Source organism: Mesomycoplasma ovipneumoniae (assembly GCF_038095995.1).
Classification (GTDB): domain Bacteria; phylum Bacillota_I; class Bacilli_A; order Mycoplasmatales; family Metamycoplasmataceae; genus Mesomycoplasma; species Mesomycoplasma ovipneumoniae_F.
Map to the genome: position 1 here is coordinate 1050727 of NZ_CP146005.1, position 25019 is coordinate 1075745.

Genomic DNA, 25019 nt, shown 5'->3' on the forward strand with positions numbered 1-25019 from the left:
AACTTTTAGCGTGAAGTTTTCATGAAAAAACTGAATGGATCACGGATGTCAAATTTGGACTTAGGTTCATAATTTGAATTTGTTCCAGCAGGAATTTTGTGGCCGACAATTATGTTTTCTTTAAGTCCTTCTAATTTGTCAGCTTGTGATGAGATAACTGAATGAACAAGGATTTTGGATGTTTCTTGATAACTTGCCGCGGCCAAAAATGAGTTTGAAAGCAGTGGAATTTGTTTAGCACCTTTGACAATTATGTTTCCAAAAGCAGGATTTTTTCCTTCAGAAATTAGTTGGCCATTGACTTCTTGATAGTCGCTAATGTCAACAATTGATCCAATGAAGAAATTAGAATCGCCACTTTCAGTAATTTGAATTTTTGACAACATTTGGCGAATAATAATTTCAATATATTTGTCAGAAATTGTTATTCCTTGCATACGGTAGATTCTTTGAATTTCTTTTAGAAGGTAGTTCTGAAGTGTTCTAGCATCAGAAATTGCCAATAATTCTTTTAGAATAATTGGTCCTTCAACAAGTTTTTGACCTGGAATAACTTTGTCGCCAACTTGAACTCGAAGTTTCTGATTTTGCTCAACACGGACCATATGTTCGGCTTTTTCGCCTTGAGCATTTTTATAGTCAATTGTAATTAAAAGTCCTTTGCTTGTGGCATTTTTTTCGGACAGATCAGAAATTTTAGTGATTGTTCCATAATAAGGTGAAATTTTTGCTGGCCGACCTCAAGGATGTTCGTGAGAGTCAATTAGTTCAATTAGACGGGTAAATCCACCTGTAATATCTTCAACGTTGGCAACCCCTCCGGTGTGGAAAGTTCTCATCGTTAACTGAGTTCCTGGCTCACCGATTGACTGAGCAGCAATAATTCCGACAGCCTCACCAATTGAAACTAAACGGTTTGTTGCCAAATCTTTTCCGTAACATTTTTTGCAGACACTATTTTTGATATGACAGGACAAAATTGAACGAATTTCCACTTTTTTAACACCAGCATTTGCGATTTGTTTTGCAATTTGGAGATTAACAAGTTGTCCGCCGCTAGCAATTTTATTTCCTTTTGAATCATAGACATCTTTATTTAAAAAGCGACCTTCGATTCTTTCAATTAAAGGAACTATTATTGTGTTAGTTTTAGTGTCAATTATGTCTTTAACTACAAAGCCAAAATCTGAAAAACAGTCGTCCGCTGCAACAACAATGTTTTGGGCAACGTCAACCAGTCTTCGAGTTAGATATCCTGATTTTGCAGTGTTAAGGGCTGTATCGGTTAGACCTTTTCTAGCTCCGTGAGTTGAAGAGTAAAATTCAAATGAAGTTAGACCCTCAACAAACGATGACTTAACTGGAACTTCAACAATTGAACGAACAACACGTTCATTTTCAGCATCGACCTTCAAGGCCTTAACGTTGTTGGCCATCAAACCACGCATTCCGGCAAGTTGGACGAAGTTAGAAATATTACCTCTAGCTCCAGATTTCATCATCATTACCAGCGAGTTGTGGGCTTCATTTACGATTGATTCATTAAGGTCGTCTTGAATTTCGTTCTTAATTTGGGTTCATTTTGCAATCGCCAGGACATATCTTTCATCATCAGTGATTAGACCTTGATTGAAAAAGTTATTAAGTTGACTAATATATTTTTCACCTTCGGCGATAAATTCGTGTTTTTTAGGTGCGACTTTAATGTCACTAATTGCAATTGAGGTTCCTGAAATTGTTGAGTAGTGAAATCCAAGATCTTTAATTTTATCAAGAATTGAAGAAACCATGTTGTTGTATTTGAATCAAATTTTTTCGAGGAGGTCAACTTTTTCGTGATCTTCAAAAACACGGTAAATTTCGGCTCTTCCGGCTTGTTGTTGGCGTTTAAATAACTGGTCAAACTCAAAAATTGTAAATTCAGACAGTTTTGCAAGGTGAGAAATTGGTAATTTTTCCCCTTTGTAATCACGAAGTTTTTCGTAAATTAAAATACAGTCTTGATAATTTTCAAAGTCTAACTGGTCAATAACATTGGCAATATCTTCTTTTGCAAGAACTCCGTCATAGGTGTCAAAAATTTGTCTTACAATTTTAGCAATTGCTTTTTTGTTTAAAGGTTCATTAATTCCTAAATTTTGAATGTAATCACGGAAATTTGTACCGTAAGGCAAGACATATTTTTTAATTTGACGGGGATAATTTAGTTCTAATTCATCAACATTGTGGTCAAAAATAAATGGGAAATTTTCAGGGAAAATATTATTTAAAATAAATTTACCAACTGTTGAAATTATGTGTCCACGTGAATTTTTTCCAACCAAAGGTTTGACTGACTCAAAAGGTAAAACAACTCTTGCATGAAGTTCTACAGATCGAAATTCATAGGCTTTTAACATTTCATCATAAGATGAAAAGAATGATCCTTCACCTTTTGCACCAGCTTTTTCTTGGGATAAATAATAAAGTCCAAGCACCATGTCTTGAGAAGGGTTAACGATTGGCTCACCATCTTTTGGCCCTAAAATGTTTTTGTCAGCAAACATTAATTCTCTAGTTTCACGAACAGCTTCAGGTGAAATTGGAATGTGTACGGCCATTTGGTCACCGTCAAAGTCAGCATTAAACCCGGCAGTAACTAGTGGATGAAGTTGAATTGCCTTTGCTCGAACTAAAACTGGTTCAAAAGCTTGAATTGAAAGTCGGTGCAAGGTTGGAGCACGGTTAAGAATTATCGGTCTAGTTTTAATAACTTTTGCAACATGAGGTCAAATAATTGGATTTTCTTCTTCAATCATTTTACGGGCTGACTTAATTGAGCCGACTTTTTTTTCTTGAATTAAATTACGGATAATTCAAGGCTCAAAAAGAACAGCGGCCATTTTCCGCGGCAGTCCGGCTTGGTGCATTTTTAGTTTTGGACCAACGACAATAACTGAACGACCTGAATAGTCAACACGTTTTCCAAGTAAGTTTTGACGAAATCTTCCTTTTTTTCCGGTAAGTGAGTCAGAAATTGACTTCAAAGGACGGTTTTCTTTTGTTGTTACTTGGTTAGTTGTTTTTTTCTGATTGTCAATTAGAGCATCGATTGCTTCTTGAAGCATTCTCATCTCATTTTGGATAATAATTACAGGTGCTTCGGATTCTTTTCATCTTTTTAGACGGTTATTTCGAATTATAATTCGACGATAAAGTTCATTACAATCACTTGTTGAATGACGTGAACCATCAAGTTGAACCAGTGGTCTTAAATCGGCCGGAATTACCGGAAGATTTTTAATAATCATTGATTTAGGATCTTGGCCTGAATTAATAAAAGCGTTAATTACTTGCAATCTTTTATAGAGTTTGTCGCGTTTTTGGTTTTTTATGACAACTTTTTTATTTTGGTGAGATTGTTTTTGTAAAACTGCAAGTTCAGCTTCTACTTGTTTTTTTTCAGCATGTAAGTCTAATTTATCAAGCAAATACTCAATTGCTTCAGTTCCTGTTGCAATTCGGGCATCAGAAAATTCCTGAATTACTTCGTTAAGTTCGTAATAATCTATCCCGTATTCACGGCCTATTTTACTTGAGGCAAGGTCAGTTAATTCTGAAAGAGCTTCAGCAACTGCTTCATATTCATCAGTTTCAGGCTCATAAGTTTCAAGAATTTCGACAAGTGCATTTTTGTAAATTAAACCTGCCTCGGAAATGTCAATTATTTTATTTTTTTGCAGTGATTTTAGACCACCAGTTTCAAGAACAATGTGAGACTTATAATAAATAAGCTGTTCTAAGGCTGTTTTTGAAATGTTGGAAGTTAATTTATCACCCTCAAAAACTTTTAGACCTAAAAGTTTTGCAACAATCGAGTGATCGATTTTGAAAAATCAAAAGTGCAAAATCGGCGTATTAAGTGCAATATGACCCATTGCATAACGACGGGACAATTTTGACATTATTTGTGATTTTGAAATTTGACACTCTTTTGTGGCAATACAGAGTTGATTTTCGTTAGCTTTACGGTATTTTCGTCCACAAATTGAACATTTAAAATCAACAAGTGGACCAAAAATTAACTCATCAAAAAGTCCGCCTCTTTCAGGTTTGAAAGTTTTGTAATTTATTGTCTCAGGGCGGGTTACTTCACCGCGAGATCAGTCAAGGACATCTTGAGGGGTTGCGAGTGCAAGGGAAATTTTTTCGATTGAATTTTCGTAAATTTTTGCATACTGGCGAGAAACCTTTGTGTTCATTTTTTAAATTCTCCTTTAAAAATAGGCATAATTTACTTTTAGTTAAAAAAGTGAATTATTCCCTCAATTAGTCAAAATCGATGTTTTCTTCATCAAAGTCATACTGATCGTCGTTGTAGTCAATTTGACGACGTCCTTCACCGGGAAATTCATCATATTCGTCAATAATTTCAGATGGAATTTCGGCAAATTCAAGATTATTTGGTGCCTCAACTTCTGGCTCATCAAAGAGATGTTTTTTGTGAACTTCCAGTTTAATTAAAAGTCCACGAAGTTCGTAAGCCAAAACATTGAATGACTCAGGTGTTCCTGGCCGCGGAATTTGTCCACCGGAAATTATATTATTATAAAGTAAATTTCGACCTTGAATATTATCAGATTTATAAGTTAAAAGTTCTGATAAAACAGATGCAGCCCCAAAAGACTCGAGCGCTCAAGTTTCCATTTCCCCGAATCTTTGTCCACCGTTTTGTGATTTTCCACCTAAGGGCTGTTGGGTTGTTAAGGAATAAGGACCGATTGATCTTGCATGCATTTTATCGTCGACCATATGTTGCAATTTAAGCATGTACATGTAGCCAACTGAAACTGGATTTTCAAAAGGTTGACCTGTAATTCCGTCAATTAATTTAAATTTTCCTGACTGAGGAATGTTAGCTTCTTTAAATAAATCTTGAATGGTGTCAATTTTGATACCATCAAAAACAGGGGTAACAAATTTTGTATCAAGTTTTTTTGCCGCCATACCAAGGTGAAGTTCTAAAACTTGACCGATATTCATACGTGATGGCACACCTTGGGGATTTAAGACAATGTCAATAGGTGTTCCGTCTTCTAAAAATGGCATGTCTTCAACTGGGAGAACAACAGAAACAACACCTTTATTTCCGTGGCGTCCAGCCATTTTGTCGCCCACTTTGATTTTTCTTTTTTGGGCGATCAAAATTTTGACAAGCATTCCAACACCTTCTTCGAGATTATCACCTTGATCTCGAGAAAGAATTTGGACATCAATTACAGTTCCACCTTCACCGTTTTTTACCCGGAGTGAGGTATCTTTTTGTGCTAAGGCTTTTTTACCTCAAATTGCGGCCATTAATTTTTCTTCGGCTGTTGGGTTGTCTTCTCCTTTTGGCGAAGTTCTTCCGACTAAAATATCACCAGTATCAACTTCTGAACCAACAATTACAATCCCGTTTGCATCAAGATGAGCACGTGATCTGGCCGAAGCATTTGGCACTTCAGCGGTTAGAATGTCATTTCCTGCCTTAGATGAACGGAATTTTATTGTCTGTTCTTGAATGTGAATTGAGGTAAAAACGTCGTCTTTTACGAGCTTTTCACTAATGATGATCGCATCTTCGTAGTTGTAGCCATATCAAGTACTAAAAGCAACAAGCACATTTTTACCAAGGGCGAGTTCACCATTTTCGGTTGATGGACCATCACAAATTAGTTGACCTTTTTTAACAAAGTCGCCGACTTTTACAGTTGGTTTTTGTAAAATTAATGTTTCTTGGTTTGATTTTTCAAAAGCCCGTAAAAAATAAGTTTTTGTTGAATTTTCGGAATTAACAACGATTTTTTTTGCATCAACAAAAATAACTTTTCCATCTTCAACGGCACGAATATTTGTTGCTGAAAAACGGGCAATATCTGCTTCAATTCCTGTTGCAACTAGTGGTGCCTCTGGTTTAATTAACGGAACGGCTTGACGTTGCATGTTTGAACCCATAAGTGCACGGTTAGCGTCATTGTTTTCCAAGAAAGGAATTGCTGAAGCCGAAATTGATGTCATTTGCATTGAAGAAACGTCGATATAATCGACTTGATTTGCATCAAGAACCAAATATGTCTGATTTTTACGAACGGTTAATTTGTCGGCAATAATTTTGTTGTTTTCATCAATTTCGATTGAAGACTGAGCAAAACTAAGTCCAAATTCTTCGGCTGCAGTTAGTCAGTGAACTTTGCTAAAATCAACAACACGATTTGTGACTTTATAATAAGGAGTCATTATAAAACCATATTTATTTGTGCGTGAAAAAACTGAAAAGTTAAGAATTAGACCGATATTTTGCCCTTCAGGAGTCTCAACAGGACAAATACGACCATAATGAGTTGCATGAACGTCCCGAACCTCAAATTGAGCAGTATCACGATTTAAACCACCTGGACCAAGTGAAGTCACCCGTCTTTTATTAGCTGTTTCTCCTAATGGATTGATTTGATCCATAAATTGTGATAATTTTGAGGAGTTAAAGAAATTTTTAAACTGATTATAAATTGGCTTATTATTAATAATTGATTTTACAGTTAGCTGTGATAAATCAGATTTTGAAGAAATTCTCTCCTTACTGTTTTTTTCAATTTTAGTAAGGGCAATTAAAAACTGATTTTGTAAAAGTTCACCAACACTAACGATTCTTTTATTAATTAATGAATCAGGATCGTCATTTTTCCCTAAATTGTGCAGTAAATTAAAGTAATATGAAACAATCGCAATTATATCTGATAAAACCAAAGTAGTTTCGGTCAAACTTGGATCTGTTGCAATTACGCTTACAGGTTCAGTTTCTTGAATCATCGCTTTTTTGTTTGGTCAAACTTTTACAATTGCAACATAAATTCTTTCACCAAGACGTTCATTACGGCTAATTTGTAACTGACGAGCATAAATAGTTGAATCTACACCTTCAATTGTGGACAATTCAAACTCAGAGTTATTGAATTTTTCCTGAATTTCAATAGCAATTGAGCGACTTATGTAAAGTCCTTTTTGGTATAAAATTTCGCCTTCTTTATTTACTAAATCTTCAGCAAGATAAGTCTGGGAAATTCGGTCAATTAAATTCAACTTTGAATTTAACATGTAACGACCTGTTACTGACAGATTATAACGTCTTTCATTGAAAATAATTGACGGAATTAGGTTTTTTAGACCATCTTCAGTAACACGGTCATCTTTACGAATTATGCGATAAATTGACTCAAGATTTTCGTCAATTGAGTCAATTTTGTGACGGCGAATTGATTCTTGTAATTCTGGTGAATTTCCAAAATACTTACGAATTGTTTCGTTTGTAAAACCAAGACTTTTTAAAAACGCCATTAAAGGGATGTTTTTATGTTTGTCAACACGAAACTTAACTGTGTCAACTTGGTTTCCAGTAACTTTGTGGAAAATTTCCATTCATGAACCAAGTTGCGGGATAATTTCGACCTTATTAAAAAGGTCATCAGCTTGACGATTTCGAACATTTTCACGAAAACAAACACCTGGAGAGCGAATTAATTGTGAAACAATAACTTTTTCAAAGCCATTTATAATAAAAGTTCCGCCTTGGGTCATAAATGGAAATTCAGAAAGTAGAATTTCTTGTTCTTCCATTTCACCATCTTCAACTTGAATTTTAACTAAAGTAACATAAACTCTAGCAGCATAAGTTTTACCTTTAATTTTAGCTTCACGGATTGCTAAATATTCATTTTCAGGTTTTTCAACTCTAATTGAATCAGGACGAAATTTAATTTCCAATTTACCGTTTGAAGAAACAATTGGAAAAATTTTATCAAATGCTTGTGCAATTCCAGTGCTTAAAAACCAGTCAAAAGATTCACGCAAGGAATCTAAGAAATCTGGCGTTTCTAGTGTATTATTTGTCTTTCCGTAAAAACGGCGCTGGGTTCCTATGCCATAAGATTTTAGCTTAAATAATTGGTTCATGACTCACCCCTTTTTCCCCTTTTTTGTTTAGGTTATATATTATATTTAAAAAGCAAAAAAATCAAAGCGTTTTTATACAAAATTTCAAAAAAATTAATAAAATATTAAAAAAATATTTTATTTTAGTAAAGTAAAAATAACAAAAAAGGCGTTTAGAACACCATTTTTGCTTTTTAAAATTAATTTTTTGAAATATTAATCAATAGAAACTTCAGCTCCGGCTTCTACTAATTTAGCTTTGTATTCCTCAGCTTCTTCAGGTTTTATTGCTTCTTTTATGACAGAAGGTGCTGCATCAACAAGTTTTTTAGCATCCATCAAACTTAATCCAAGCATATCTTTAATAACTTTTATAACAGCAACTTTTTGTTGTCCGGCTGCTTTTAGAGTTAATTTAACTTCAGATTTTACTTCAGCGGCAGCTTCTGGAGCAGCTGCAACAGCAACAGCAGAAGGATCTACCCCAAATTCTTCTTTAAGAGCATCAACAAATTCCATTACTTCTTTAATTGTCATTTCTTTCAATGACTCGATAAATTGTTCTTTAGTAATTTTAGCCATTTTTTTCCTTTTTTATGCAGTTATTTTTTGTTCATCTATTAATAATTTAAGTCCAAAAGCCAATTGTTTCAGTGGACTTTGAAGAGAAGAAGCAAGCATTGTAATTGCTTCAGTGTAATTTGGAAGTGAAGCAATAGCGGTATTTTCTTGCGGTGTAACAACACTTTTTTCATAAATCCCACCTTTTAATATTAATAAAGGCTGATCTTTTGCGACTTTTGTAATAATTTTAGCGGGTGCAATTGGGTCTTCAAGACCAAAAGCAAATAAATTTGGACCCACTAATTCTGATTTTAGATTAGAAAAACCGAGTTCATCTGCTGCAATTTTGAAAAGTCGATTTTTATAAATTCTAGTAAAAACACCTGATTTCTTTAGTTCCTGACGCAAACTTTCTAGTTCAGCGACTGAAAGTCCACGATATTCAGCAATTGCTAAAGAAGAAGATTTCTCGAGCAAATCTCTAATTTCAGTAATTATTTCTGCCTTTTTTTGGCGAAAAGCGTTCAAATCTAGACTCCTTTCTGTTTTAGGAGCAATACTTTGAAAATACATTCAAACAACAAATTAAGTCATTCTGACAGTTATTATCTCTATGTATTGCCTTAAAAATTATATCAGAAAGAAAAAAATTTCCAAGCAAATTAGTAAAAAAAATTAATAATGCGATTTTTGACTTTAAAACAGCTCTATTTTAAACTAATACCAAACACTAAAGCCGCCATAAAAACGTTTTAATGTTTGGTATTGATTTCTTAACGAAGTGTAATTTCTAATTTTTTAAAACTTTTAATTTGACTTATGCTATTTTTGGAGTGGCATTGTCTAGTGATTCTTTTTTGTCGTTGTGGGCAAAAACTAAAAACATTATCATTGAAAATACATCGAATAATGGTATGAAAAAGCCAACAATTGCAGTAACTTTAATTACTGAAAGTTTTTGTAATTTTGCTGAATTTTGCTCTATATCTATAAAAATTTTGTTAGGGAAACTTATTTTTACAATATAAGTAATCGTTAAAACTCGGTTTACAAGAGTAACAAAAATTCAAACAATCATAGTTGCTAAAAATTCAGAACCAACAATAATTGATTCGCGATTTGAAAATACTTTTCTAAGGGCAGGAATGGCAAATAAGAAAAATAAAGTAACGCCTAATATAAATTTAATAAGACGTGTTGCTAGTGACAAAAAAACTAAATTTTTCAAATTGTCCACAGGTTTTCTTGTTTTACTAATTGTCATAATATAATAAATTATAGTCTATTCTTGTTTAAAACCTACAAATTTATTTTTAAATTTTAAGTTCCTGGTGTTCTGTAATTTAGACTTTAAAAACATTGTAAATTTTGAGTCGGAAATATTTGATGCTCCAAATAAAGCATAAAATAAAAATTTAAAAAGTGCAATTTTTTAAATTTTTTGATATAAAACTACATTTTTTTTGTAAATTTGACTTTATTTTATAAGTAATGTTATAATTAATTATGTAATTCACAAAATAAAAACAATTTCCTGAGGTGGTATAGCTTATGTCAAAAAATAGTAAAAGAAATTTTTGAACTTTTTTCTCCCTTGGAACCTGGTTTTGAATTCAAAGCTCAATTTTAGTTGCCGTCGGTGGGTACTTGATTTATATTTATGATGTTCAAAATCAACAACAGTTGGCAAAAATAAGTGAATATCAATTTTGAAATGATAAAAAGAATGTCTTAACATTTGAAGGTGACTATCCTCGTTTTTTTATAGATAACATCAATAAATTAACTGATGAAGAATTAAAAACAAAAATGGACTCTAAAAACTCATTGAGTTTCAATGATTTTAGAGATGAGTATGTATTTATTGATGAAAATGATCTTAATAAAAAAGAGTTTTTGTTTAAAAATAAAAGCCAGAAAAGTGAAAATAATAAGCAATTAGATAACAGTTATTTAATTAAAAATACGCAAGATCTTATTGACTTAATTATACCTAATAAGCAAAAATTATTCTCAACAAGTGATAAACCTGTTATTGGATTTCTTGATGAAAAAGAGATTAATGATTTAAGTAAAACAATTGATTTATCAAATAAAGATGCAATCATTTTAAATAATTATGTTAGTGAACTTTCTGGTTCTTGAGGCGACCGGAGAGCAAAAGGGCTAAATCTTGTTGATTTTAATTTTAATGAAAATACAAAAACAATAGAACTAAAATGGAAATTCCAAGACTACCGTAAAAGATCTGCGATTGTTCAAGCAATAGGCTACGATGATTGGTTTAAAAGTTATGTTCTTGTAATTGACAAAAATAAAATTGATAGTCTTGATAATATAAAATTTACATCTACCTTTTCTTAAAATTTTAGATAAGTTTTTTAAATCTTTATCTTTTTAACTTGGAAATGTTGAACAAAAAGTCTCTAATATTTGCAACTTTGCTTCATTAGATTTAACTTTTGGTGTTGCTTAGTTGAGATATTTTGCTGCTTTGTGCTTAAATCCTATAGCCCCAATTTATTCCAGGAATTTATAATTATAACTAGTAATTTGGCCAACAAAATATCTATTTATTTAATCAAAATATCTAAATTTTATTCTTGTTTTCCAGTTCATAGAATCTGTCTTAATAAAAAAACCGCCATAATATGATAAAATATTGGCGGTTTTTTAATGATTTTGTCAAAACTAAAATTAAGCTGCTGTTATTTGATTATGCAATGAGTTAAATTCCTCTAATGTTTTGATTTTTATGTACTCTATCTTTTTAATATCAGTATTTCCAATATCTATTTTTTCAAATTTTTGGAGATCATTTATTGTAAAATTATCTGGTTCAACTGCAAAATTAGGAAATAAATCTTTATAATTGAAGGTATAAATTTTAATTATATCTTTGTCTATCTTTCAATATAAAATCTGATCGTCAAAAATAATTTTTGGATTTTGTTTTTTCAGTATGAATTTATTAAATTCTTCAGAGTTGTTATCTTTGCTAATGAACAAATTTGAAGGGTGAAAAGCCTCGCCCCAATGCCAGTTTTTTAATTGCGTATGATCACTAATGAATTTTTTTGTTTGCTCTAATGTAGAAAAAATTTGGTCTTCTTCAGTGCCTTTGTTTGATGGATTTAACTCCTGCATAGCATATAAACGAGTGAGTTGAAAAGGGTTTTTCCTAAAAATTTCTTGCTTTTTTAAAAGAAATTTTTTAAACTCATTTGATTCTTTATGGCGAATAATTTTATTGTAAAGTACAAGATCTTCGATATTTTTAATATGAATATCTAAATTACGGTCAAAAACATGTTTGCTTGACTTATCGATAATTTTGTAAAAAATATCGAAATCTGTAGTTGTTGTATTTGGACGCAGAGAGACTCTAGGAACAATTACTCTTGGTTTCTTTACTCCTGGCATCCTTGGTTGCCTTACTCTTGGCGAACCGGTATATCTGTACTCTATTCCTGAGTGAAAAAAACGTTCGAATTTTGAGTCAAAAGAAATAATACTTGTTTTTCCATCATTTTGGTTATTTTGGAAAATATGATTAGGATTTAATGATGATATTTTTGATTTTGAATTAAACGATGAACCATCAGCAATATCTCGAGGACGTATATAAATAATAACTGATTTTTTCTCAAAAAAATCAGGTGTTGACAAAATTCTTTTACTTAGTTTTTCAATTTTTAACTTAGAAATAAAGGATAAGAAATCATTTTTATTATCTAAGACAACGAAATTGTCTGCAATTTTCTTGTCTTTTAGTTGGCCTTGATCCCAAATAACATTAAATTCCATTGTGTCTTTGTTTTTAGCGCTCTCAGAATAAAAGAAGCCTGACAATCTTCTTAAAGCGATATTTTCACGTAAATCATCAAATCAATAGTCTTCAAATAGGGAGTATTTTTGAATTAATAAATCTAATTTTTGAGGTTGTTTTTTCAAAATGTTATGTCAATATGGGTTGTTTAGTCATAAAAGTTTATTAAGATCAGTTATTTTTTTAGTGTCTGAGATACTAATAAAATTATTATTATTATTAAGAGCCAAAGCAACCGAAACCGCGGTAGCGGCACCTAGGTTAGTTAATATAAATCCTAATAGAAAAATTTTTTTATATTTTTTTAAATCCATGCTAGCCTTGTGTTTTTTTATATATATTATTAAATTCTTCGAGTGAATTTACTGTTTTTAACTCAACATTTTTAATATTTATATCGCCAAAATCAATTTTTTCAAACATTAGTAAATTTTTATAATTTAATTTTTCAATATTTTTCAAGGTTTTTGGAAAAATTGATTTGTAGTTTAAAGAATAGAGCGTAATTTTGCCTGAGTTTTTGTCAACTTCTGAATAAAAAACTTCATCAAGAAAAATTTCATCTACATTTTGAGACTTGAGAATGAATTTATTAAATTTTTCAGGTTCATGAATATTTTTGCTAGGAATAAATAAATTGGCGAGGTGAAATGCTTCTTCTCATTCAAGGTTTTTAGATAAATTTTTATTATAAATAAGTTGTTTTGCATCGTCAAAATCTGAAAAAATTTCTGTTTTGGGTTCATTTTTTGAATACTGTTCATTTTTGGACCCATATAATGTGGTTACCTTCGAATTATTGCTCGCTAAAATTTTCTCTTTTTTGTTCATTAAATCTAAAAAAGTCACAAATTCTGGTGATGTTTTGTCTAGTAAGTTGTACAAATATAAATCCTGAATTTTATTTAATTTTATAGTTGATAATTCGTTTGTTTTTTGGAAATTGTCTTTTGGATAAAATTTAAAATAAACAGCAAATTCATCCTCAAATTCTGGAATTCCTCTCCTATTTTTACTTACATCTTTATAATTAAAAAGTTTTTCTGGTATTGAAATAATAAAATTATGATTTTTATAAGCTAGAAATTTAATAGGGGACAAATTAGTGGGTAAATACTTTTCATTTATAAGTAATGGGTTAGCTAATTTTTTCCCGTTAATATATATAAAAAATAAATTTTTAGCAAAAAATTCATTATCGTTTTCGTATTTTAAAAACGGTTCTTTGAGATCGGTTTTTTTAAAAAATTCCTTATACTGATTAAGACCATCGATAATAAAAAAATTTTTAGTAAATATTTTTTTGTAATCAACAAAACTTCAATTTCCACTTAATTTTTGAAAGTTTTCACCTTCAGTAGTAGCTTTGTCATACTCTTTGGAGAAAAAGGCAGACAATTTATCAAATTCTTTGCCGTTGTAAGTTTTAAAATTGTCGCCTTCAAAATATAGATATTTTTTGATTATTTCTTGAATTTTTTCATTGTCGCTCAAAAAAATCGGCATTCAGAGACTATTTTTAAGTCAAATAGTCTCTTTTTTATCCAATCTTATTAAATCATTATAGGAAAAAATGTTGGATTTTAAAGCTTCACTGTCCTTTACGTTTATAGTGAACAAATTATTATTGGGAGAAATGTTAGATTTTAAATTTTCATTATCGTTTATGATTATAGTGAACAAATTATTATTTTTATTTTGAAGGGCAAAAATTATAGCTGGAAAAATCCACGGTAAAACAATTAAAGGTGCTAAAAATAAATATTTTTTGTTATTGAATGACATGTGAAACCGCCAAATCATCATCTATCGAATTTTCAAACAAAGAGGATTTATTTTTTTTAACAACTAACCGATAAATTCCTGTTTTTTCAGCTGTTTATCTTATTAATTCTACATTTGATTTTTCTGAATTTCCAGGGTTTAATTCAATGTTTTTTCAAAGCCCTCCTTCATATCTTTAAAAATTAAATTTTAATGACTAAATAATGTATTTTTTCTTAAGCTAAAAAGAAGGAAAAGAATAGGATGGTCGAGAATAAATTTTATATTTTCACTAAAAACTAAACTATGAATGGGAAGTAAATTATCTACAATATAAATTATAACAATTTTAAATGGCTTTGAGCAGAAAAACTAAAATTAAAATACAAAATTATAATTTTAATAGAAAAACTTAGATTTATGATAAATAAATATAAAAACACTTTTACAACAAAAATTTTTGCAAAAGTGTTTTATTTATATCTTGAGTTTGGCAGTTTGATACAAAAATTCACTTTTAGCGAATATAAAAATGCAAAAATACCGGTAAATCTAGTCTATTAATTTAAAATTAAATTCTTACTTTTTTTAGTTTTTGTACTTTTTGCAGTTTTTGCAGTTTTTGTACTTTTGCTAGTTTTTGCAGTTGCTCCACTTTTTGTAGTTTTTTTACTTTTTGTACTTTTTGTACTTTTTGCAGTTTTTGCACTTTTAAGAGTGCTTTTTTTGTTCAAACTTGCTTTTGTTAAATTAATTCTTTTTGGACTAGTTGTTTTTTCTTTATTTATATCTGGATTTAGAAATGTTTCAATATCTAAACCTAATAATTCCATAATTCGTAATTCATCCATTGCATCAAGTAAGGCATTATGTGTTTCAACATAACTTTGATCTTTGGTTAACATTCTGTATATATTTTCTGCATTTCATCCTCTTTTTAAATCACCGTTTTTAGTTAGTTCTACGTTTAATGGGATATGTTTGTTGAATTGCTTGAAATCGCCTTTTTTAGTTTTTTCTGCATTTAATGGGATATGTTTGTTGAATTGCTTGCTTTTAGCGAATATAGAAATATCGTTATGCTCGAATGATTTGTGCAATTCAGGCAAATGTCTAAAATCAAATGTTGTATATGAAAACCAATTTTTTACTTCATAAAATTTCAAGAAATGAATTAGTTGAGCAATCATTTCTTGGCGTGTTTGAACAACATTAATTTCTTCTCTAAATTCAAGGGGAAGAGGAGCTCAAATATTACGGGCATACATTGCACCTACTTTTAAATTGTTTTCTATTATTCAATATTCTTTATCAAATCATTGAAAATTAGCACTATCAGCAATTACAACTCCAACAGAAAAAACTTCATTTTCATAGTTTGTTTCTACATCAATTACAGCGATATTTTTATTCACTTTAGTAATTTTTTGTTTTTTAATTACTTCCATCTGATTCCTCAAATTCTCTTTGACTTTTAGGTTTATAAACTCCTTTTGAAATGGTTTGTGCAAGTTTTTCACTGAATTCTTCTCTATTTTTGATTCTAATTTCATGCATTTGATTATTTCGAATATTCCACAATATACCTTTTTCCTTTTTTAAGGCTAGCATATATGAAGCAGTTTGTAAAAAATGAGCAGTTGTTAAATCGCTAACAAATTTAAGTTCATAAACTATATCATTCTTGATAACATCAGCAATCCCCTGAGCTTTCAATGTAACATTATTATCACTAAAGTCCATTCAACATTCTTGTTGAATTGTTTCGTCTTTTTTAAGCACTTTTGATAATCTTTTATGCATTTGATCAACAGCATTATCATCAACAAAATCGGGCTGCGTTTGTTTAATGTATCTTTCTTGTTGTGTTTTCAAATAAACAAAAAAGAGTGTTAAATCTTTTATTGAATTTCTTTCTTTGATGTAATTTTTATACTCAAGTGTTAACTTTTTTTGCATGTTTGGCGAATCTCAATATCTAGTTGCGATAAAAAACTCAATTTCTTTATCTAAATCCCAACCGTCAAAATAAGATGCTTCAAGATAGATCCCTATACATGGTGTAAGATCAATTAAATCATCATGTGTTTGTACTTTTATTTCGTTTGTATCTTCGGTTTTAATTTTTTTTACTTCAAGCATTTTTAACATATCTTGAAGATCAATATCAAACTTGTGATCAAACATTTCAGACATTAAAAATAAATCATTATCTCTTTTTCTAAAATTTTTGTATTGCTTGATGATTTCTTCATTTAATAATGGGATTGACTCTTTTGGATTTAAAAAGATAATTTTTTCTTTGCCCCTACTTGCCGCTACACAAAATATGTTTTTTACAATTTCATAATTTGCAGTAATTTTATCTAAGCGGTTTTCTCAATAATTTATGGTAAAATTAAAAATAACACAAATAGGTTTTTCCAATCCTTTTGAGCTATCATATGTTGTAAAAATAGCTGAATTTTTTTTGGGAGACAAATTTGCGTCTTTTTCTCTTATAGAAGCATAAACGGTTTTTTTATTAAAAATATCACTATGATTTTCTTCAAGATAGTTTAATACTTCTGCCATTTCTTCACTAAATCCGGGTCCTAAACATAAGATATCAGCAGGTTTTTGTGTAGACAAAAATTCCTTAATTTCTTCCAGTTCCATATACTCAATCTGGCAATTTTCGTTGACTCCATTAATTGTTTTATCTCAGATTCGCCCTAACATATTAGCATGTTCTTTTGGCATTCTGAAGGAAAATGTTAAGCTAATTTGTTTATATGATTCTAAAAATTTATCAATAAAATCAGTAACATTTAATTTTGTGTTATCGTAAATTTTCTGACTCATATCCCCAACAGCAACAATTTGTATGTTAGGATTTTCTTGTTTTATTTTTTCCAATAACAAAGATATTTCTTCAGTAATATCTTGATATTCATCAATTAATAGAACATCATAAGCGCCAACAGAAATGTTATTTCTTAAAAATATTCTAATTGAATCTGCAGAAGAAGAATTAATACCATTTCTTCGCAAAAATCCGTATGCAAATCCGTGATAATTTTGTACCTTAACATTTTTGTTTTTAATCTTGTTTTTAGCTTCAATTTTTAATAGCTTATTGTAAGTTAAGTATAAAATTTTTTTATCAATAGGAAATTTGTCACAGAGAACTTGAATTACTGATGTTTTCCCACTTCCAATACAAGCATCAACTAGGATATTTTCACCTTTTAATGCTAAATTAACAACATTTTGTTGTTCTTCTGTAAGTTTTTTTGCAATATTTTCAGTTTTTAGTTTTTCTTTTGTTTTTCTAGCCATAATTCTCTTAGTTATTAAGTTTTTTTATAGATTAAAACAATAGAAAAAACCGTGTCTAGTTTTTTCTATTGTTTTGCAATTCAAGAAACCCTATAAATTTTAGGGCTGTTTGGAAAAATTAACCTAAGGAAATTATAGCATAAATTTTTGACAATTAAAGACGTCAATAAATGATTTTTATATTATTTTAACTATTTTCAGTCACCAAAAACATCAACTTTCTGTGAGTCTTCAAAGCCATTTGGAAAGAGATAAGTTTTAATTCCTTTATTTTTATAAAGTTCTTGCATTGCTTGAAAATATGATTTTCGCTGGTGTTTTGAGCCATAAATTAGGTCATATTTTGGTAAATTATAAGTTCCATAATAACCTTTATAGTCATTACCATATGATCTTAAATTTAAACTAACAGCAGTTGAAGCGCGCGGATCAGTTGCAAAAACTAATGAATATAGTTTATTATCTTTATATATTCCAGTTCCTGACATTCCTCCCCCACCGGTGAAATTATCAAGCAAAGTGCCTAAACCTCAAAATAAATAAGGAGTATGACTAAATACATTTTTTGATGAATCAAATTTAGTAATTTTAATAAAACCATTACTTACATAAGGCATTGCAATAAAAATATCAGTCAACCCAGGCTTATTCATAAATGAGCGATAAGATCTTGACCAAGAAAGATCGCCACCGTCTTTCCACTGTTGACTAGTTGGATCTTGATTAAAATAGAGACCATTGTCTTTATTTACATAAGGACTAACGCTATGTTTTCTTGATTCTCAAGCATTTTTATTTTTAAATTCATTTAAAGTTTGATGTGTTTCTGCTTCTGTAAGTGGAAAACCTAGACCATAAAACTGATTTGCTGGCAGTTTTTCATATTGTTCATCTTTTAAAAAGTCAGCATCAGAAGTAATTGCTGTTGATTTGTTGTTGGTTTTTTGGTCTTGGTGTTCATCATACCAGTCTTTTGTGATTATTTTTGCTTGCTCTTCGTTGTCAAAGGTGACTTCCATAATTGCAAAATCAAGCAATTCTTGCATATTTTTGTATTTTTCTTGATTTGTAAAGTCACCTAGTTTTTTGTCAAAAACATTTGAGCCAAAGACAATTGTTCTAACATTTAGTTCAGCATTTTCTGGAATTGCTTGGTTATTGTTAAGTTGATCATCAATTACAGCAAAATTTTTTGAACTTTCAAGTTTTTTTCCAGCATTATGAATATTTGTATCTTTTGTTCGCACGGTAAGATTTACTGTATCATAATAATCTTCATGCCGAGATTCGCCAGTTGTTGGCATTATATTATTTAGGCTGACAGAATTTTTAATTTTTGTAAAAACAAGACTTCATGTGTTATATTGACGGTTATGCGTGTTATAAGCATCATCATCACGGCCATAAATTTTACCTTCATGATAATCATTTGCAACTTGAAGTCGATTTAAAACGTGTGCATTTGTAATAAAATACCAAGTTAGAGGATATTTATTGCCCTCTTCTTTTTTATAGTCGATAATATTTAGAGTCCCTCTGTGCAAATTATTAAAGTGAACTATTTCATTAGGGGGTAAATAATCAGGCTCACCCTCTTTTCCGTTGTGGGTTCTTAAAAATTGACCATTTCTAAAAGCAACAGAAATTGCACTTTTTGTCAGTTTTTTATATTCTTGGTTTGGCAAAATCCGTGGCAAACCAACTCTTCCAGGTCCACCTCTTAAAACTTGTCCAGTCTGAGGATCAAGGTGAATTGCCGGGGAAGTATCACCTTTATGATGTTCGGGAATATCAATTCCTGTTATTTTTCCAGAATTGTCATATTTTGGCAAGACAAAAGTTCGCTGCGAAGCATTATCATATAAAGGTTGATTTGCTTGCTTGGCTTTTTGATCTAAAGATGATTTTAAATTTGAAGAGACTTTTTTAGTTTTTCCAAGCGGATAATCACTAAGTCCATCAGGGTCATCAAGACCGATGACTTTAGCCCCGCCACCACCGTATTTTTCAAGGTAATATTTTCATTCATTATCAGGAAAATCGTATTGATATTGGTCTTCAACAGTTCGTTTTCCATCTTTTACAATTGCTCAATTTTGACCTTTTGGGGCAACAGTTTTTAGTTGTTCATAATATTTATTAACTCGGTCTTCGGGGATTTCAGGCTGGCTTGGCCGGGGTAATTCCCTTGTTTTTTCAACTGGTTTTAGAATATCTAAAAAAGATCCGATTATTAATTTAGTTAAATTATCAGTTTGGTAGTTAGTTTTTTCGAGCTGAAAATCCAAGGTTTTTTTGGCACTATCTCAGTCAATTTGCTTTTTTTCTAAGTCTTCATTTTTAAATAATTGAGACAGTGAAGACTTAACTTCATCAAGAGTTTTTGCAAGATTTTGGTAAGAAGTCTGTGATGAGCTAGCTTCAAAAGTTGAATAAGCAGTATTTATTTTGTCTTCAAAACTTTTTTGGGTGTTTTGATCAAATTTTGGCTGTTGAGTTTCGGTGCTTGATTGACCGCTACCCCCTGATTTTGGATCTTTTTTTGGTTGCTCGACTTTAATTTCGTTGTTAGTTGTACATGAATAAAAAACAAAACTACTTAATCCAAGTCCAAAAAGTAAGAAAAGTGCTTTGTTTTTTACTAAAAAATTATTTTTTTTCATATTTCACCTCCAAAAAAATTAAATTAGACAAGCCCAGAAGAACTTGAGCTGTTTTGACTGCCAACAAGAACTTGAGCTGTTCCAATTGTTGAGCCAATTTGTCTTTTTGCTTCTTCAGTTTCTACAAAAATTTGGCTTATATTATTTCCTGATCCATTTGCAACGCTAATGAATTTGCGTAGTTGTTCAATTGAGTCGCCTGTTGGTGATCCAGAAATATAAACAGGGTAAGAATTAATTTGGCGTCCGTCAATTTTTACATCAACTCTTGGACTACTTCCAGGAACAGATTCTGAAAATCTTTCAGTAAATTGGGCACCATCTAGATCAGAAAATTTAAAGTTTAGACTATTTGCACCATTAGAATTTGATCCTTTAATTATTAATTTGGTGAACTTTAATTTTCTAAAGCCAGTATAATTTTCCTGAGCAAATGGGTCATCTTGCCAATTTTTAACTTTTTCGTTAAAAGTTTTATCAAAGTCAGCAAATTTTATATCTTTAAAAGTATTTACATCTGTTTCTGAAAAGTCAAGTGTGGTTGGCCATCCGCCTTTTCCACCAAAATTTCCTTGGAAAACTCGCTGATTAATTTTTGAGTCAAAAACTATCGAGAGACCCTCGTTAATTTTTTCAACAGTGTCACCTTTTTCTCATCTTAGGCCTGAAAAAACTATTGAACCGCCGATTTTCCCTTGAGATCGACCAAAAGTTGCTTGATTATTATAGTCAAAACTAATAAAATCAACATTTTTTAGACCATTAGGATTAATACTTCACTCATCACTTACTGAATTAATTTCTGTATAAATTGACAGTTCTTTTAATTTTTTATTTTCAAGACCACGTAAGGACTTAGTGGCATTTATATTATTTAAAAATACTGAAACTGTATTAATTTGACTAGGAATAGCTTCAAGAATACTTGAAGCGTTCTGTAAAGAGTTAGCTTCGCCAATATTTTTTATTCTTATGGCTTGAACTTTGCTGTCTTTTTGTGAAATTTTTGCCATAATTTCTTGAAATTTCTCAAAGGCATTATTATCATTAGCATCAAGTTGAATTAATTTTAAAGGCTGGCGATTTTTATCTTCATTATCTGAATTAGGCTTGTATTCATAAACCTTAATTGAATTAGTAAAATTGCTACCTATTACTGAAGAAAACTGAGAACTTACATCAGATTTTGTCCAACCGGGAAATTCGCCATTAGAAATATTCCACGGACTTAAAGAATACCAACTTGGAGTATTAAAAGTACGGCTTTGGTTATGTTTTTTTAGTCTATTTAAGGTTGGATTTTTACTTTCATCTTCATATTCTCAGACATTAATCGAATCAAGCGAAGGAACCAGGCCTTGTCTAAGTGATTTTAGCTCTTGCAAAGTGAGGGAAGTTTTTTCTGGAAGGTTTTTTAAATATTCTAAATACTGTTTTTCGCGATTTAAATTATATCTAGGAAGATCAATTTGTCTTTGATAGGCTTCTTTTCAGAGATCTCGTCCTGCATCAGTTTTAGGAATTTTACCGCGAATGTGATCTTTATCAAAATCTTCTTTATAGGAGCGTTCAATTTCATCGACTTCGGCTTGCAGGTTTGCAACTCGAGATTCAATAGTTTTTATTTCGGCAGCAAGACCTTTTCTATATCTTTCAAGGGCATACTGAATTCTTGACTGAGAAACGCCAGGAACCGGATTTTGGCGAGTTGTCGGAACTGGCGATGAATTTTGAACAATTACTGGTGATTTAGTTTGAGTATTTGGGGTTGAAATCTCTGCAGATTTCCTAGGAGGAGAGAGAGAGAGAGAGAGAGAGCGACGTGGCGTCGAAATTTTCTGAATCGGAGTTTCTTTTTTGGTTATAACTACCGGATCTTTTATTTTTGTTTCTTTAGGAATTTCTTGTTTAATTATTGGTTTGGGTGTTTCTTCTTTTGGCTTAACTAAATCCACTTTAGGGCCGTTATTTTCTTGAGGTTTAAAATCGGAATTGACAACCGGTGAGACATAAGTTAAATCATTTGGATTATTTTTAATTACAATTGAAGGAGACGAAGAACTATAGTGAATTTCATTAGTGGAGCTAATAAAATTATTAACTAAGGAACTAACAAAAGAACCTCCAATTAAAACCATAGCGGATGAGGCTAAAATTATTAATTTTCTTCTTCTTGGAACATAAATTTGCATATTTCCTCCTTATTACTTTTCATATAGGATATAATAATTATACAAATTTTTTATTTTAAAAAATAAAAAAGATACTACAAATTTTGAATTTGTTAGTTTATGTAGTTTTAATTGTCCTTTTATTATTAATTTAATTATTTTTGCCAAAAACAGTCAAATTAATAATTTTGTCTATATTTTTTTAAATTTAAGAAACACCTCGTAGTGAAATTTTAAAATGAAAAATTTTAAAAAGGGGGGCCTTAGTATAAATTAATATGCCAACTTGCTTTTTTAAAATGTGATTTTTTATAGAAAGTTCAAGTATATATTAAAAATTTTAAACCATTAATAATTTTTTTCAAGTAAAAAATGAATATTTTATACAAAAAGAAGTTCAAAAGGATTTAAATTTTGCCAACTTATGGTAGTTTGTTTCTGTTGTTTAGTCATTTTAAGTGTTTTTTAAAATATTTTTCTGAGTTTGCTAGCGGTCTAAATATTTGAAATAGGTATGATTTTTATTTTGATATCTTAATAAAATAGTAAAAAAATTGTAATTAACTTTTGCCAAAAAAATTAAAAAAGTCCCTAAAACCCGACACTTTTTAAGATTACATTATCAAACTGGGAAACTCGCATAATTTAGGAATTAATGTTATTTGTATATAAAGAGTCAAGTCGCCACACAACCTAAATTAATTTCTCCAAATCTTTTAAAATGAACATGATAGAAAAAATTAACTAAAGTGTACAATCAAAACTATAAATGAAAAACTATTTGTCTGATTTTTTCTACTAATTTAAACTTATACGTCGTTATTTACTGTTTGTTTGTCTTTTTCTTCATATTTATCTAAATAATTGTTTTTTAAATCATCAATTAGTTCAAGCCGGCTAACATTTTTATCAAAAACAATATTCTTATCCTTAGGAAAAGCCAAGATTTGGAAAGCCACTTTATCAAAACTAGATTCAGGGCTTCTAACAAAATTTAGTGTTAAATCCGTTTGAAAAATTGTTGTCAAAAAAATATTATTATTTTCCGTTTTTCTAAGAAGTAATTTTTCTCATTCCACTCTTCTTGGAACATCAGCAGGATCCGGTATAGGGTCGGGAGTCAACCTTCAAAATGATTCATAACCAATTCGCTCCCAAGTTTCGTAAATAAAAATATTATTATTTTTTAGAAATTCACCAAGTTTTTCGCTGTTTAGAAATTTTTGTTCAAAATCAGAAATTAGATCATTTTGGTCAATTTTTAATTTAGGATCTAATTTTGAAATTCGCTCAATAATTGTTGCCTTAAATTCGTCAATATTTTTAATAATTGCATGTTTTTTTGGTAAAAAACTGTTAGATCAAGGATTAATTTTATTTGTAATTAAATCAAGAATTTTTGGCTTTAAGGTTTTAATATTATTAATTTTTTGGCTAAAATCGATAATATCAAATATAAAAGATGATGAATAAGTACTAATCTTGTTTTTTGGCAAATTATACTTTTTTGCAAGTTTATTATAAATTTTTCTAGCTTCTCTTTCAATTAATATTTTCAATTTTTTCTGTTCTTCATAATCTATAATGTTATCGTCGGTGTAAATTCCTCCGTCAATTTCCCTAAAAGTGATTGTTTTATTTTTAGGGTAGACTATAACATTAAAAAAAGGCGAATCAGGAAAATTCATAGCGGGTTGAACTAATTCTCCTTCTATAACATAATCTGGTACAAGTCTTGTGGCTATAATGTTTGAAGAACCATTTTCTTCAAAATAATAGTGGCTAACACGAGTCTGCATTCAATTTCTGACATTTTCGTCTATTATAATATTGTTTTTTTCTAATACTTTTTCAAGAGGCTCTCCCTTTAGAAATTTGTCTTCAAATTCTGACTTGAGTTCAGAAGTATTAAATTTGGCAAAATTAGGATTATTTTTTATAATTTCTTCCGTTCTATTAATAATATTTTTTTCAAATTGCTCTAGGTTTTCAATTGTTATTATATCTTGTTCGCCAAGGAATAAATTTTTGTCCCGTTTTCCTTGGGGTTGATTATAAAACAGATTTAAGGCTGAAAAAGTACCATTTTTTGCATTAAATTCTTCATAATGTTTCGCTAGTAAATTTAAAAAATAGTTAGAATTATAATTTTTCGGATTGTTAATTTCCTCATCTATGTTAAAAATTTGTTTAGTAATAAAATGAATTAAATTTCCGCAGGAGGTTAAAAAAAATGCCGGAATTAAAAGGGTTGTTCCCAAAAATTTAGTAAGAATTAGTTTAGTTTTCATTGTCTACCAAATAAGAAAGTGCTAATTTGTCATCCACCGAATTTTCAAAAACGGAAGATCTATAATTTCAAACATTAATCTGATAATAACCAGATTCGTTTGACCTAAAATGGGTTTTATTACTAAAGTTTGCATAACATCAATATATTTGTTATTAATTCAATTTTGCCTTCTATCTAACTTATATCATCTAAGAAATTTCTAAATCATCTTTTTATTCATAATTAATTATATCAAAAATAGTTGTGATTCAATAAAAGTTGTTATAAAAACTAAATAAAAATTAATAGAAAAAATCAGCCAACTAGTTTTTTATCAATGATTTTGATTGTAGCACTTTTGTTAATTTTTCTACGGGGGTGTTCATAATTTTGCAATCTAAATATTTAAAATAGATATGGTTTTTACTTTGATATCTTAATAAAACAGTAAAAAAATTGTAATTAACTTTTGCTAAGAAAAATTAAAA

The 25019-nt window shown here is 30.1% G+C and carries 13 protein-coding genes; 1 reads left to right on the forward strand and 12 read right to left on the reverse strand.

Translation table 4 applies throughout. The features are described 5' to 3' along the window. Positions 1 to 5: 5 nt before the first annotated feature. From V3249_RS03970 to V3249_RS03990, 5 genes are all read right to left on the reverse strand, one after another. Positions 6 to 4241, reverse strand: coding sequence for a DNA-directed RNA polymerase subunit beta' (locus V3249_RS03970; RefSeq protein ID WP_337896802.1), 4236 nt, complete (start codon positions 4239 to 4241; stop codon positions 6 to 8). Positions 4242 to 4308: 67 nt separating this feature from the next. Then, positions 4309 to 7968, reverse strand: coding sequence for a DNA-directed RNA polymerase subunit beta (locus V3249_RS03975; protein ID WP_341517519.1), 3660 nt, complete (start codon positions 7966 to 7968; stop codon positions 4309 to 4311). Positions 7969 to 8163: 195 nt separating this feature from the next. Beyond that, positions 8164 to 8529, reverse strand: coding sequence for a 50S ribosomal protein L7/L12 (gene rplL, locus V3249_RS03980; RefSeq protein WP_010320971.1), 366 nt, complete (start codon positions 8527 to 8529; stop codon positions 8164 to 8166). Positions 8530 to 8541: 12 nt separating this feature from the next. Continuing rightward, positions 8542 to 9039 carry a 50S ribosomal protein L10 gene (rplJ, locus tag V3249_RS03985; RefSeq protein WP_255030966.1) on the reverse strand — a complete coding sequence of 166 codons (498 nt, stop codon included), beginning with the start codon at positions 9037 to 9039 and terminating at the stop codon, positions 8542 to 8544. Between the two features lie 289 nt (positions 9040 to 9328). Next, positions 9329 to 9775, reverse strand: a complete 447-nt coding sequence (locus tag V3249_RS03990; RefSeq protein ID WP_318050980.1) for a hypothetical protein — start codon at positions 9773 to 9775, stop codon at positions 9329 to 9331. Between the two features lie 287 nt (positions 9776 to 10062). Here V3249_RS03990 and V3249_RS03995 point away from each other — a divergent pair, with 287 nt between their 5' ends. Then, a complete protein-coding gene (locus V3249_RS03995) occupies positions 10063 to 10875 on the forward strand; it encodes a hypothetical protein (RefSeq protein WP_337896805.1) in 813 nt (270 codons plus the stop codon). A gap of 333 nt (positions 10876 to 11208) precedes the next feature. Here V3249_RS03995 and V3249_RS04000 read toward each other — a convergent pair whose 3' ends face one another. The 7 genes from V3249_RS04000 to V3249_RS04030 all read right to left on the reverse strand — a co-directional run bounded on the left by V3249_RS04000 (position 11209) and on the right by V3249_RS04030 (position 24550). Continuing rightward, positions 11209 to 12654, reverse strand: a complete 1446-nt coding sequence (locus V3249_RS04000; protein WP_341517520.1) for a hypothetical protein — start codon at positions 12652 to 12654, stop codon at positions 11209 to 11211. A 1-nt stretch (position 12655) separates the two neighbouring features. Further along, positions 12656 to 14125, reverse strand: coding sequence for a hypothetical protein (locus V3249_RS04005; protein ID WP_337896807.1), 1470 nt, complete (start codon positions 14123 to 14125; stop codon positions 12656 to 12658). A gap of 539 nt (positions 14126 to 14664) precedes the next feature. Further along, positions 14665 to 15552 carry a hypothetical protein gene (locus tag V3249_RS04010; protein WP_341517521.1) on the reverse strand — a complete coding sequence of 296 codons (888 nt, stop codon included), beginning with the start codon at positions 15550 to 15552 and terminating at the stop codon, positions 14665 to 14667. After that, positions 15539 to 17425 (reverse strand): AAA family ATPase, encoded by a 1887-nt coding sequence (locus tag V3249_RS04015; RefSeq protein WP_341517522.1) that lies wholly within the window; start codon positions 17423 to 17425, stop codon positions 15539 to 15541. Before V3249_RS04015 ends, V3249_RS04010 begins: the two co-directional genes overlap by 14 nt. A gap of 191 nt (positions 17426 to 17616) precedes the next feature. Then, positions 17617 to 20088: an Ig-specific serine endopeptidase MIP gene (gene mip, locus V3249_RS04020; RefSeq protein ID WP_341517523.1), complete on the reverse strand. Its 2472-nt coding sequence runs from the start codon at positions 20086 to 20088 to the stop codon at positions 17617 to 17619. A 23-nt stretch (positions 20089 to 20111) separates the two neighbouring features. Beyond that, complete coding sequence (locus tag V3249_RS04025) at positions 20112 to 22280, reverse strand: putative immunoglobulin-blocking virulence protein (RefSeq protein ID WP_341517524.1); 2169 nt, start codon at positions 22278 to 22280, stop codon at positions 20112 to 20114. A gap of 788 nt (positions 22281 to 23068) precedes the next feature. Continuing rightward, positions 23069 to 24550 carry a hypothetical protein gene (locus V3249_RS04030; RefSeq protein WP_341517525.1) on the reverse strand — a complete coding sequence of 494 codons (1482 nt, stop codon included), beginning with the start codon at positions 24548 to 24550 and terminating at the stop codon, positions 23069 to 23071. Positions 24551 to 25019 lie beyond the last annotated feature (469 nt).